This is a genomic window from Pseudomonas sp. AB39(2026), from assembly GCF_059831485.1.
Genome location: NZ_CP195212.1, coordinates 3,884,998 through 3,898,691, shown reverse-complemented (window position 1 = coordinate 3,898,691; position 13,694 = coordinate 3,884,998). Strand labels below are relative to the sequence as shown.

Annotated in this window: 11 protein-coding genes; all 11 read left to right on the top strand. The window is 60.8% G+C overall.

The window, feature by feature from the left end; translation table 11 throughout:
- The first annotated feature begins 71 nt into the window (after nt 1-71).
- Nucleotides 72-518 carry an RNA polymerase-binding protein DksA gene (gene dksA, locus ACSAMW_RS17855; protein ID WP_168085669.1) on the top strand — a complete coding sequence of 149 codons (447 nt, stop codon included), beginning with the start codon at nt 72-74 and terminating at the stop codon, nt 516-518.
- Between the two features lie 72 nt (nt 519-590).
- Entirely contained in the window at nt 591-1,475 is an 885-nt protein-coding gene (gene gluQRS / locus ACSAMW_RS17850) for a tRNA glutamyl-Q(34) synthetase GluQRS (RefSeq protein WP_500591423.1), read from the top strand.
- Nucleotides 1,476-1,578: 103 nt separating this feature from the next.
- Nucleotides 1,579-1,755, top strand: coding sequence for a hypothetical protein (locus ACSAMW_RS17845; protein ID WP_003250005.1), 177 nt, complete (start codon nt 1,579-1,581; stop codon nt 1,753-1,755).
- A complete protein-coding gene (locus tag ACSAMW_RS17840) occupies nt 1,745-4,693 on the top strand; it encodes a sensor histidine kinase (protein ID WP_500591422.1) in 2,949 nt (982 codons plus the stop codon). Before ACSAMW_RS17845 ends, ACSAMW_RS17840 begins: the two co-directional genes overlap by 11 nt.
- A gap of 23 nt (nt 4,694-4,716) precedes the next feature.
- Nucleotides 4,717-6,138, top strand: coding sequence for a sigma-54-dependent transcriptional regulator (locus tag ACSAMW_RS17835; protein ID WP_500591421.1), 1,422 nt, complete (start codon nt 4,717-4,719; stop codon nt 6,136-6,138).
- 635 nt (nt 6,139-6,773) lie between these two features.
- Complete coding sequence (locus ACSAMW_RS17830; RefSeq protein ID WP_500591420.1) at nt 6,774-8,162, top strand: polynucleotide adenylyltransferase PcnB; 1,389 nt, start codon at nt 6,774-6,776, stop codon at nt 8,160-8,162.
- Nucleotides 8,159-8,656 (top strand): 2-amino-4-hydroxy-6-hydroxymethyldihydropteridine diphosphokinase, encoded by a 498-nt coding sequence (gene folK / locus ACSAMW_RS17825; RefSeq protein WP_500591419.1) that lies wholly within the window; start codon nt 8,159-8,161, stop codon nt 8,654-8,656. Before ACSAMW_RS17830 ends, folK begins: the two co-directional genes overlap by 4 nt.
- Before the next feature lie 217 nt (nt 8,657-8,873).
- Entirely contained in the window at nt 8,874-9,674 is an 801-nt protein-coding gene (gene panB, locus ACSAMW_RS17820) for a 3-methyl-2-oxobutanoate hydroxymethyltransferase (RefSeq protein ID WP_500591418.1), read from the top strand.
- Nucleotides 9,671-10,531: a pantoate--beta-alanine ligase gene (gene panC / locus ACSAMW_RS17815; protein WP_500591417.1), complete on the top strand. Its 861-nt coding sequence runs from the start codon at nt 9,671-9,673 to the stop codon at nt 10,529-10,531. Before panB ends, panC begins: the two co-directional genes overlap by 4 nt.
- Nucleotides 10,532-10,732: 201 nt before the next feature.
- Nucleotides 10,733-12,397, top strand: a complete 1,665-nt coding sequence (gene pgi / locus ACSAMW_RS17810) for a glucose-6-phosphate isomerase (RefSeq protein WP_500591416.1) — start codon at nt 10,733-10,735, stop codon at nt 12,395-12,397.
- Nucleotides 12,398-12,508: 111 nt separating this feature from the next.
- On the top strand, nt 12,509-13,690 hold the full coding sequence (locus ACSAMW_RS17805; protein ID WP_500591415.1) for an acetyl-CoA C-acetyltransferase: 1,182 nt from the start codon (nt 12,509-12,511) through the stop codon (nt 13,688-13,690).
- Nucleotides 13,691-13,694 lie beyond the last annotated feature (4 nt).

Below are 13,694 nucleotides of genomic sequence, written 5' to 3'. Positions count from 1 at the left end.
TCGCGGGGCCGGCGGGCGCCGGAGATGGATCATTCCGCGCAGTGGATTAGAAGAGCGAGAGGCGGTCATTCATGCCCACCAATGAAAACCAGCAACACAGCACTGAGCTAGTTCGCGGCTTCACACCCTATAAGGAACAAAAGGGTGAGGAGTACATGAGCGTTGCGATGCGAGCTCACTTCACCAAAATCCTGAATCAGTGGAAGCAGGAGCTGATGCAGGAAGTCGACCGCACCGTTGATCACATGAAAGACGAAGCCGCCAACTTCCCCGACCCGGCAGACCGTGCCAGCCAGGAAGAGGAATTCAGCCTTGAGCTGCGTGCTCGTGATCGCGAACGCAAGCTGATCAAGAAAATCGACAAAACCCTTCAACTCATTGAAGACGAAGAATACGGCTGGTGCGAGTCTTGCGGTATCGAGATTGGCATTCGTCGCCTGGAAGCGCGCCCTACCGCCGACCAGTGCATCGATTGCAAGACCCTCGCCGAAATCAAGGAAAAGCAGATCGGCAAATGATCTGTGCAGGGGCGCTCACACTGCGCCCCCCGCCCTGCCGGCCTGGCCCGGCATAGCCATGGCCAGCCGCTCATGAATACCCCCCGCATCGGTCGTTTCGCGCCTACACCCAGTGGGTTGCTTCACTTCGGCTCGCTGGTAGCCGCTGTCGCCTCCTTCGCCGACGCTCGGGCCAACGGCGGCCAATGGCTGCTTCGCATGGAAGACCTGGACCCTCCCAGAGAAATCCCTGGCGCCAAGGCGGCCATAGTGGCCACGCTGGAAGCCTACGGGTTTGAGTGGGATGGGCCAGTTGTCTACCAAAGCGAGCGCCATACACACTACCAGGCCGTCATCGACCACTGGTTCCAGCAAGGGTTGGCCTATGCCTGCACGTGTTCACGTAAAACCCTAGAGCCCTATGGCAGCGTATACCCAGGCTTCTGTCGCAACGCCGGGCACTCACCCGATGGGGCAGCCATCAGGCTCAGGGTGCCTGAGCTGCGCTACGGTTTCGATGACCACGTGCAAGGGCGGTTCGAGCAGCACCTGGGACGTGAAGTGGGCGATTTCATCATCCGCCGCCGCGATGGGTTATATGCCTATCAACTGGCTGTGGTGCTGGACGACGGTGCCCAAGGGGTTACCGATGTAGTACGTGGCGCTGACCTTTTGGACTCAACGCCTCGCCAGCTGTACCTGCAAGAACTGCTAGGGCTACCCTCGCCCTCCTACCTGCACGTTCCGCTGATCGTCCAACCCGATGGCCACAAGCTAGGCAAACGCTATCGTTCGGCACCCTTGAACGAAAAGGAGGCCAGCCAATTGCTGCTGCGTGCCTTGCGCACCCTGGGCCAGGGACCGACGGCAGGCCTGGCAACCGCCTTGCCCCGCGAGATCCTTCACTGGGCGGTCAAGCACTGGCGGGCCGAGGCGATACCCAAGGCCCAGTGCCTGGCTGAGGCCACCCTACCTTGAAACCCTGCTTTTGAACGCTGGTAGGCAGCCTGACGTGCTTGGGCTACCATCCGGCTGCCCTGCAGGGCTGTTCCCCTCCACCACTTAAGGCAGTGAGGCCAGCATGTATATCTATCGTTTGGTGTTGCTGCTGGTGGTCGGCATCTATCTGTTTTCCCCGGCCATCATGGATTGGTGGATAGAACCTACCGGCGCCTGGTATCGCCCCTACCTGCTATGGCTGATTCTCATCGTGGTGACCTTCATTCTGCAAAGCCAGCGAGACGCCGATGAGCTTTAGCCTTGCCCAGATGCTGCTTGTCAGCGCCGCCTACCTGCTGGTGCTTTTTGGCGTGGCATGGGTCAGCGAACGGGGCCTGATACCGCGCGCGATCATCCGCCACCCAATTACGTACACCCTGTCGCTGGGGGTGTATGCCAGTGCCTGGGCATTCTATGGCACCGTAGGGTTGGCCTATGAGTACGGCTATGGGTTTCTGGCCTGCTACCTGGGCGTATCAGGCGCTTTCCTACTGGCCCCCGTGTTGCTGTACCCGATCCTCAAGATCACACGCACGTATCAGTTGTCCTCCCTGGCAGACCTGATCGCCTTTCGGTTTCGCAGCACCTGGGCCGGTGCCCTGACCACGCTGTTCATGCTGGTAGGGGTGCTGCCCTTGCTGGCGCTGCAGATCCAGGCAGTGTCAGATTCGATCAGTATCCTGACCCAGGAGCCGGTCAAAGACCGTATCGCCCTGGGTTTCTGCGCCCTTATCACGCTCTTCACCCTCTTCTTCGGCTCCCGCCACATGGCCACGCGCGAAAAGCACGAAGGCCTGGTGTTCGCCATTGCGTTCGAATCAGTGATCAAACTGGTCGCGCTCGGGGGTATAGGGCTCTATGCTCTGTATGGGGTATTTGGGGGGCCGCATCAGCTGGAACTGTGGTTGCTGCAGAACCAGATGGCCCTGGCGGCACTGCACACACCCTTGCAGGAAGGGCCATGGCGCACCTTGCTGCTGGTGTTTTTCGCCTCGGCCATTGTGATGCCCCATATGTACCACATGGCCTTTACCGAAAACCTGAACCCGCGCGCGCTGGTCAGCGCCAGCTGGGGGTTGCCACTGTTCTTGCTGTTGATGAGCCTGGCCGTTCCCCTGATCCTCTGGGCCGGCCTGCAGTTGGGCGCCACCACACCGCCTGAATACTTCACGCTGGGCATCGGGATTGCTGCGAACAACAAACCTCTGGCGTTGCTTGCTTATATAGGCGGGCTGTCGGCGTCCAGTGGGTTGATCATCGTGACCACGCTGGCCCTGTCGGGCATGGCGCTCAATCACTTGGTGCTGCCGCTGTATCAGCCACCGGCCGGGGGCAGCATCTATCGGTGGCTGAAGTGGACGCGCCGCGGCCTGATCGTCGCCATTATCCTGGCCGGGTATGGCTTCTACCTCATGTTAGGTACCCGACAAGGCCTGGCCCATTTGGGCATCGTTGCCTTCGTGGCCACCTTGCAGTTCCTGCCCGGCGTGCTGTCGGTCCTGTATTGGCCCACGGCCAACCGGCGCGGCTTTATCGCCGGGCTGCTGGCCGGGGTTGCCGTGTGGTCTGTCACCATGCTGGGGCCGCTGATCGGCGACGTAGACGGCTTCTATATTCCGGTACTGGACATGATCTACGTACTGGATGACACCAGTTGGCACATGGCGGCAATCGCTTCCCTGGCAGCCAACGTCTTGCTGTTTACCCTGGTGTCCCTGTTTACCGACGCAAGCACCGAGGAAACCAGTGCCGCCGAAGCCTGTGCCGTGGACAACGTGCGGCGCCCGCAGCGGCGAGAGCTGCACGCGGTGTCGGCACAAGAGTTCGCCACCCAACTGGCCAAACCATTGGGTGCTCGGGCGGCACAGAAAGAAGTGGAACAGGCCCTGCGTGACCTTTACCTGCCGTTCGATGAGCGGCGCCCTTACGCGCTGCGACGCCTAAGGGACCGCATCGAAGCCAACCTGTCCGGCTTGATGGGCCCCAGCGTGGCACAGGATATCGTGGAAACCTTCCTGCCGTACAAAGCGGGCGGGGAAACCTACGTGACCGAGGACATCCACTTCATAGAAAGCCGGCTGGAGGATTACCACTCCCGCCTTACTGGCCTGGCCGCCGAGCTGGACGCCTTGCGTCGCTACCATCGGCAAACCCTGCAGGAATTGCCCATGGGGGTCTGCTCCCTGGCCAAAGATCGGGAAATCCTCATGTGGAACAAGGCCATGGAAGAGCTGACAGGTATTCCTGCCTTGCGCGTGGTGGGGTCCCGGCTGATGACCATTGGCGAGCCCTGGCGGGAACTGCTGCAAAGCTTTATCGAAGGTGCCGACGAGCACCTGCATAAGCAGCGCCTGGCGTTGGATGGCCAGACCCGCTGGCTGAACCTCCACAAGGCCGCCATCGACGAACCCCTGGCGCCCGGTAGCAGCGGCCTGGTGCTGCTGGTTGAAGATCTGACCGACACACAGATGCTGGAGGACAAGCTGGTTCACTCCGAGCGCCTGGCCAGCATCGGTCGCCTGGCAGCAGGGGTGGCGCACGAGATTGGCAACCCCATCACCGGCATCGCCTGCCTCGCCCAGAACCTTCGAGAGGAGCGCGAGGAAGACGGGGAGATCACCGAGCTGTCCAGCCAGATCCTGGAACAGACCAAACGGGTGTCACGTATTGTGCAGTCGCTGATGAGCTTCGCCCATGCCGGCACGCACCAGCACAGCGAGGAACCCGTGAACCTGGCCGAAGTGGCACAGGATGCAATTGGCTTGCTGGCCTTGAACAGGCGCAATTTCGAAGTGCAGTTCTACAACCTGTGCGACCCCGGCCATTGGGCAGAAGGCGACCCGCAGCGGCTGGCTCAGGTGCTGATCAACCTGCTGTCCAACGCCCGGGATGCTTCCCCGGCAGGCAGCGCCATCAGGGTACGCACCGAAGCGAACGAGCATACCGTAGGCCTTATTGTGGAAGACGAAGGCAGCGGTATTCCCAAGAGCATCATGGACCGGCTGTTCGAGCCCTTTTTCACCACCAAGGACCCCGGCGAGGGGACCGGCCTGGGCCTTGCGCTGGTCTATTCCATTGTGGAGGAGCATTATGGGCAAATCACCATCGACAGCCCGGCTGACGTAGAACGACAGCGTGGTACCCGTATCCGGGTGACGCTGCCCCGCCACGTTAAAGCGACGTCCGCCGTTAACTGAGACCGTCGAGAGAACCGAACCCTATGCCGCATATTCTCATCGTCGAAGACGAAACGATCATTCGCTCTGCCTTGCGTCGCCTGCTGGAACGCAATCAGTATCAGGTCAGCGAGGCGGGCTCCGTGCAAGAAGCACAGGAGCGCTTCACCATCCCCTCGTTCGACCTGATTGTCAGCGACCTGCGCCTGCCCGGCGCGCCTGGTACGGAACTGATCAGGCTTGGCGAAGGCCGGCCGGTCCTCATCATGACCAGCTATGCCAGCCTGCGCTCAGCCGTGGACTCCATGAAAATGGGTGCCGTGGACTACATTGCCAAGCCGTTCGACCACGATGAAATGCTTCAGGCGGTGGCGCGTATCCTGCGCGAACGCAATGTGCCCCCTGCTGCCGGCGAGCCTGCGAAAGTGAGCAGCCGGGGTATGGAGAAACCAGCAGCTAACCCCAATGGGGAAATCGGCATCATTGGTTCCTGTGCGCCCATGCAGGACCTGTACGGGAAAATCCGCAAGGTGGCCCCTACCGATTCCAATGTGCTGGTGCAAGGTGAGTCCGGGACGGGCAAGGAACTGGTAGCCCGCGCGCTGCACAACCTCTCGCGCCGTGCCAAGGCCACCATGATTTCGGTGAATTGCGCCGCAATCCCTGAAACCCTCATAGAGTCCGAATTGTTCGGGCACGAAAAAGGCGCCTTCACAGGCGCCAGCGCTGGGCGTGCAGGCCTGGTGGAAGCGGCGGATGGGGGCACCCTGTTCCTGGATGAAATTGGCGAGCTGCCACTGGAAGCCCAGGCCCGGTTGCTGCGGGTATTGCAGGAGGGTGAAATTCGCCGAGTGGGGTCTGTGCAATCACAAAAAGTGGACGTGCGCCTTATCGCGGCCACTCACCGCGACCTCAAAAGCCTGGCCAAGGTAGGGCAGTTCCGGGAAGACCTTTACTACAGGCTGCACGTGATTGCCCTCAAGCTGCCCCCACTGCGTGAACGCGGTAGTGACGTGCTGGAAATCGCCAATGTGTTTCTCGCACGGCAGAGCAAGCGCCTGGGCCGAGAAGGGCTGCGGTTCGGCCCTGACGCTGAAAGCGCTATCCGCCACTATGGCTGGCCGGGCAACGTACGCGAGCTGGAAAATGCGGTGGAGCGTGCCGTTATTCTGAGCGAGAGTTCACAGATCTCTGCCGACCTTCTGGGTATCGATATTGAACTGGGTAGCCTGGACGAAGACGAGGATTTCTCAGGCCTGGTTTCAGTCACCCCCTCGGCCAACCATGAGCCGACTGAGGACCTTTCCCTGGAGGACTACTTCCAGCATTTTGTGCTTGAACACCAGGATCACATGACCGAAACCGAGCTTGCGCGCAAGCTAGGCGTAAGCCGCAAATGCCTGTGGGAGCGGCGCCAGCGCCTGGGTATCCCGCGGCGCAAATCCAGCGTGGCCAATGAGGGCTGAGCAGGTGTTACCGCTGCGCACATGGCGTAACAGATCCGGGGTATACGGTAACGATTTCTTCATGTAGCGCCCCGCGAGTTTCACTACTTTTTTACTCAAGCCCTTGAATTTAAAGGGTTTTCAAAAGTTGGCACAGCACCTGCTATATCTACGATACAAGAACAACAACAAGCGCTAAGACAGACAATAAAAACAATACGAATCGGCTCACGCATAACAAGAACAAGACGGCATGAGGCGTAGCTAACTGATTCTTTTGGAGAGGTATTGTTTCGGGTTTCCCGCGACCAGGCCGAGAACAACAAAAACTGCGAGACAGCAGTGCCTGAACTGGTTGGGCCTTAGGGCCAATGCAATGCGGCGTTCAAAGCAATCCGTTTGCTCTTGGCTCCCCATTTGGGAGAAGCCCCAGGTAAAACACCTGAAGGGCTGGGCGCTCAACAAAAACAAGAAGCCCACGCAAGAATAAAAACGAGCAAGTAACGACTTTGCAGGGGAGCTTCGGCTCCCCTTGTCGTTTCTCTTACAGCCCTTTTCGCGGCCTCCTACACCATCCCGTCACTAAATGCTAGAATCCCCGCCCATCATGCGGTCACTCCTGGTATGACCGATCATCCCTTCATACAGTGCATCCCATGCTGAAGAAGCTGTTCCAGTCTTTTCGTCCCCCGGCCCGTCAGGTCCACCATCAACGCAGCACGCCCGAAGTGCTCAATAGCGGCGCCCATTCGTTGCAGCGCCACCAGTTCAGCCGTCAAGCGGTCGGTATCGTCGAGCGCCTGCAACAGGCCGGTTACCAGGCGTACCTGGTAGGTGGCTGCGTGCGCGACCTGCTGCTGAACATCACGCCCAAGGATTTCGACGTCGCCACCAGCGCCACGCCGGAACAGGTGCGCGCCGAATTCCGCAATGCGCGGATCATTGGCCGGCGCTTCAGGCTGGTGCATATTCATTTCGGCCGGGAAATCATTGAGGTCGCTACGTTCCGCGCCAACCATCCCGAAGACGATGAGGAAACCAGCAATCACTCCTCGCGTAACGAAAGTGGGCTTATCCTGCGCGACAACGTGTACGGCACCCTGGAAGAAGACGCGCAGCGGCGGGACTTCACCATCAATGCGCTGTATTACGACCCGGTCAGCGATCGCATTCTGGACTATGCCAATGGTGTGCATGATGTGCGCAACCGCCTGGTGCGCCTGATCGGCGAGCCCAGCCAACGCTACCAGGAAGACCCGGTGCGCATGCTGCGTGCCGTCCGTTTCGCTGCCAAGCTGGACTTCGGCATCGAGCGCAATACCATGCTGCCCATTCGCGAAATGGCCGACCTGCTGCAAGGTATTCCAGGTGCCCGGCTGTTCGAGGAAGTGCTCAAGCTGTTCCTGTCAGGCCAGGCCGCCGACACCTTCGAAATGCTGGTTGACCTTAACCTGTTCGAGCAGATGTTCCCGGCCAGTGCCGATGCGCTGGAGCACAACCCTACCTACACCCATACGCTGATCCGCAATGCGTTGGTCAACACCGACCTCCGCGTGCAGCAGGGCAAACCGGTTACCCCCGCGTTCCTGTTCGCTGCCCTGCTATGGCCCGCCCTGCCCGCCCGTGCGCTTCAACTGCAAGCCAAAGGCATGGCGCCCATTCCAGCGATGCAAGAAGCCGCACACAGCGTGATAGCCGAGCAATGCCAATACATCGCTATCCCCAAGCGCTTTACCCTGCCCATTAAGGAAATATGGGACATGCAGGAGCGGCTGCCACGCCGCAGCGGCAAGCGTGCCGATGCCTTGCTGGATAACCCGCGGTTCCGCGCAGGCTACGACTTCTTGCTGCTACGGGAAACAGCCGGTGAGGAAACCGACGGCCTTGGCCAATGGTGGACCGAGTACCAGGACGCCCACGACAGCGACCGCCGCACCATGATCCGCAACCTGGGTAGCCGGGAAGACAATACGGCTACCGGCGCGCCTGTTCGCAAGAAACGGCGTAGCAATACCCGGCGCAAAAGTGACAGCGCCGGAGAATGACGGCTAAAGAGCGCGTATTCGTGGGGCTGGGTAGCAACCTGCAGGCTCCTGCCGAACAGGTTCGCCAAGCCCTGGCCAGCTTGCAGGCCCTGCCTGGCTGCACCTGGGTGGGCGCTTCAGGCCTGTACGTCAGCGACTCGCTACTGCCGGGGCAACCGCGCTACAGCAACGCCGTCGTGGCGCTAGATACCTGCCTGCAACCTGTCGCCCTGCTAGATGCGCTTCAGCACATCGAAAACGAACAAGGCCGCGTACGTGCCGAGCGCTGGGGGCCGCGCACCCTGGACCTGGACATCATTCTGTTTGGCCAGCGCGTACTGGACGAGCCCAGGCTTTGCATTCCTCACTACCACTTGCACGCGCGACCTTTCGTCCTTTATCCCCTGGCCGAGCTGGTTGACGAAGGTTTCAGGCTGCCCGACGGCAGGGACCTGAAAAGCCTGCTGCAGGCCTGCCCTTTCGAAGGGTTGGAACGCCTGCACGACCTGCCCTGAGCGAAGCGGTAACACCGGTAACACCGCCAGCACGCAACCCTGGATTGACTTCCCCTCGGCGGCTCACGACTATAGGCCGCCTGCCGGCATCCCGGCCGGCATTAACCGGTAACGAGCCAGGGCTGCCCATGCCGTCGCGCCCAGCGATTTCCCCTCTGCTACCGTGATACACGCGTTGTTTCGCCCACGTGGCGAAGCTGACCGAGGATTAACGTTCATGTCACAGATCACCCTGACCACCCTTGATGGCCTGAAGGCCAAGGGTGAAAAAATAACAATGCTGACCTGCTACGACGCGACCTTCGCCCGTGCAGCCAGCGAAGCGGGGGTCGAAATACTGCTGATCGGCGACTCACTGGGTATGGTTCTCCAAGGCCACGACAGCACCCTGCCGGTAACCAACGCGGACATGGCGTATCACACCGCCTGTGTAAAGCGCGGCAATGCCGGCGCGCTGGTGCTTGCCGACCTGCCCTTCATGGCCTGCGCTACCCTGGAGCAAGCCTTTGCCAACAGTGCAGCCTTAATGCAGGCTGGCGCCCATATGGTCAAAGTCGAAGGTGCTGGCTGGCTGAGCGAAACCATTCGCCTGCTGGCCGAGCGCGGTGTACCGGTATGCGCGCACCTGGGCCTTACCCCACAATCCGTGAACGTGTTGGGCGGTTACAAGGTGCAAGGCAGGCTGGAAAGCCAGGCCCGGCAGATGCTGTGCGATGCCATCGCACTGCAGGATGCTGGGGCGGCCATGATCTTGCTCGAATGCGTTCCCAGCGCGCTGGGCGCCGAGATTGCCCAGGCGCTGCGTGTCCCGGTAATCGGCATAGGCGCCGGCCCTTCTACCGACGGCCAGGTGCTGGTATTGCATGACATGCTGGGCCTCTCCCTGAACGGCCGCGTGCCCAAGTTCGTAAAGAACTTCATGGCCGGCCAGCCAGATATCCATTCGGCGCTGCGTGCCTACGTCAGTGCTGTGAAGAACGGTAGCTTCCCTGCCAGCGAACATGGGTTCAATGCATGAACACGGTCAACACAATAGTAGAGCTGCGTGCCGCAGTTGCGCGTGCACGTGCTGAAGGCAAGCGCATCGGTTTTGTCCCCACCATGGGCAACCTCCATAGCGGCCATGTGGCACTGGTCACCAGGGCCTGCCAGCAGGCAGATTTCGTGGTGGCCAGCATTTTCGTCAACCCGTTGCAGTTTGGCCCCAACGAAGACCTGGACAGCTATCCGCGCACCTTGGTAGCAGACCAGGAAAAGCTTCAACAGGCAGGTTGCGCGCTTTTGTTTGCCCCCACTGTGAGCGAGATGTATCCCGGCGGGGCCACACTGCAAACCCGTGTAACCGTACCGGAGCTGTCTCAGGAACTGTGCGGCGCCAGCCGGCCGGGGCATTTCGAAGGGGTGGCAACGGTGGTGAGCAAGTTGTTCAACCTGGTACAGCCCGACCTCGCCGTTTTCGGCCAGAAGGATTACCAGCAGCTTGCGGTGATCCGGGCCATGGTGAAGGACCTCAACGTGCCGGTTCAGGTGATCGGTGAGCCCACCGTGCGCGCCGACGATGGCCTGGCCCTGTCGTCTCGCAACGGCTACTTGAGCCCAAGCGAGCGCGCCATGGCGCCGGCCCTGTATCGCAGCCTCCAGGCCATCGCGGCTGCGCTCCAGGGTGGCGAGCGCAATGTGCAAGCCTTGCTGGCCATGCACCGCAAGCAGATCACCGACAACGGCCTGCGTGTGGACTACCTGGAGGTGCGCCATGCCGATACCTTGCGTGCGGCAACCGAGGCTGATCACGAACTGGTAATCCTGGTAGCCGCCTACCTGGGCAGTACCCGCTTGATCGATAACCTGCGTGTTACACGGGGCCCGGTTGCCTGAGTCAACCGTCACCTGGCGTTGCGCAACATAAGATAGTATCGAAAAGGATTGGCCACAGGCGCAGACAGCCTGCTGCACACGCAGTACCGTGGGCAGGCTGGACACGCGCTGCCTTGTGCTGTGGTGGCTGAAAAAATGAAGCAACCCGGCCGGGCCCGACAGTGTCCAAAAGGCTGACCAAGTAAAAGGAAACTTGCAGAGATGGCGTACTACCGCACTCCTCACAACGTGACTGCACTGCCTGCGTGGCAGGCCCTTGAAGAACACCGTGCCGCCATGCAGGGCTTCAGCATGCGCGAGGCCTTCAATGCCGACCCCCAGCGTTTCGATAATTTTTCGCTCAGCACCTGTGGCCTGTTCCTCGACTACTCCAAGAACCTGATCACCACTGAAACCCGCGACTTGCTGGTAAAGCTGGCCGATGAGGTGAAGCTGTCCGAGGCCATCAAGGCCATGTTCGACGGCGAGATTCTCAACGCGTCCGAAGGCCGCCCTGCCCTGCATACCGCACTGCGCCGCCCCATAGGCGACAAGTTGAAAGTGGGCGGGACCAACATCATGCCCGAAGTGCACAAGGTGCTTGGGCAGATCACCGAGCTGGTGACCCGCATCCACGACGGCCTGTGGCGTGGCTATACCGAGAAGCCCATTACCGATGTGGTGAACATTGGTATCGGCGGCTCCTTCCTGGGCCCACAGCTGGTCTCCGAGGCCTTGCTGCCGTACAGCCAGAAAGGTGTGCGCTGCCACTACCTGGCAAATATCGACGGTAGCGAATTCCATGAGCTTTCGGCAAAGCTCAGGGCCGAGACCACACTGTTCATCGTGTCGTCCAAATCCTTCGGTACGCTGGAAACCTTGAAAAACGCCCAGGCGGCGCGTGCCTGGTACCTGGCACAAGGCGGCTCGGAAGCCGAATTGCATCGCCACTTCATTGCAGTGTCCAGCAACAACGCCGCAGCTGTCGCCTTCGGCATTCGTGAAGAAAACATCTTCCCCATGTGGGACTGGGTAGGCGGCCGCTACTCGCTGTGGTCGGCCATTGGTTTGCCAATTGCCCTGTCCATCGGCACGGCCAACTTCAAGGAGCTGCTGTCCGGTGCCTACACCATGGACCAGCATTTCCTTACGGCGCCCTTTGCTGAAAACATGCCAGTGATACTGGCCCTGCTGGGTGTGTGGTACGGCAATTTCTGGAATGCCCAAAGCCATGCGATCCTGCCGTACGACCATTACTTGCGTAATATCACCAAGCACCTGCAACAGCTGGACATGGAGTCCAACGGCAAAAGCGTGCGCCAGGACGGCTCACCTGTCACCACCAATACGGGCCCGGTCATCTGGGGTGGCGTGGGCGCCAACGGGCAGCACGCCTACCACCAGTTGCTGCACCAAGGCACCGAACTGATCCCGGCAGACTTCATCGTGCCTGTGGTGAGCTATAACCCGGTGGCTGACCATCACCAGTGGCTGTTCGCCAACTGCCTGTCCCAGAGCCAGGCACTGATGCTGGGCAAGACCAGGGCCGAGGCCGAGGCTGAACTGCGCCATAAAGGGATGCCTGAAGCCGAGGTGGAACGCCTGGCGCCGCACAAGGTGATTCCAGGCAACCGCCCCAGCAATACCCTGGTAGTGGAGCGCATCAGCCCTCGCCGCCTGGGTGCGTTGGTGGCCATGTATGAGCACAAGGTGTTTGTGCAGAGCGTCATCTGGGGCATCAATGCCTTCGACCAGTGGGGCGTGGAGCTGGGCAAGGAGCTGGGCAAGAACGTGTACCAGCGCCTGATAGGCGATGTGGAAGAGCCAGCCGAAGATGCGTCCACCCAAGGGCTGATCAACTTCTTCCGTAGCCGCCACCGCGGCTGACTGCACCACCCGGCGGCCTGGCCGCTTGCACCGATGGACCTGCGCTCGCCACCTGGCGAGCGCAGTCCGTTAAGCTACGGCATACATGAATAACAATGAGGGCACACACCCATGAAAGAGGTCGTTATCGTCGCCGCCACTCGCACCCCGGTTGGCAGTTTCCAGGGTGCGCTGTCTGCCATTCCGGCGGTTGAATTGGGCGCTACCGTGATCCGCCGGCTGCTGACGGATACCGGGCTGCCCCCTGAGCACGTAGACGAAGTCATCCTTGGCCAGGTGCTGACGGCAGGCGCAGGCCAGAACCCTGCCCGGCAGGCCGCGCTCAAGGCCGGCCTGCCCGTCGCCGTTCCTGCGATGACCCTCAACAAGGTCTGTGGCTCTGGCCTCAAAGCCCTGCACCTGGCTACCCAGGCCATTCGTTGCGGCGATGCCGACGTGATTATTGCCGGCGGCCAGGAGAGCATGAGCCTGGCCAACTATGTCATGCCCGGTGCACGCACGGGTTTGCGCATGGGCCATGCGCCCCTGGTGGACACGCTGATCAGCGACGGCCTATGGGACGCCTTCAACGATTACCACATGGGCATCACTGCCGAAAACCTGGTCGACAAATACAGCATCAGCCGGGAAGACCAGGATGCCTACGCCGCCGCCTCCCAACGCAAAGCAGCAGCCGCTATCGAAACCAGGCGTTTCCAGAATGAAATCACGCCGGTGAGCATTCCTCAGCGAAAGGGCGACCCGGTGCAGGTGATCGATGACGAGTCGCCACGAGCCGGGACAACTGCAGAGGCCCTGGCCAAGCTCAAGCCTGCGTTCAAGAAAGACGGCACCGTGACGGCGGGTAATGCCTCTTCGCTCAATGACGGCGCCGCTGCCGTCATACTCATGAGCGCCGACAAGGCCGCCGAGCTGGGCCTGCCGGTGCTGGCGCGTATTGCTGGTTATGCCAACGCGGGGGTAGACCCGGCGATCATGGGTATTGGCCCGGTCAGTGCCACCCGCCGCTGCCTTGAAAAGGCAGGCTGGGCACTGGAAGACGTCGACCTGTTCGAGGCCAACGAGGCCTTTGCTGCACAGGCCCTGGCGGTGTCCCACGAACTGGGCTGGGACATGGACAAGGTAAATGTGAACGGCGGTGCTATCGCGCTAGGGCACCCTATTGGCGCGTCAGGCTGCCGCGTGCTGGTGACCTTGTTGTACGAAATGATTCACCGCGATGTAAAAAAAGGCTTAGCCACACTGTGCATTGGCGGGGGCCAAGGCGTCGCGTTGGCGATCGAGCGCCCCTAAAGGC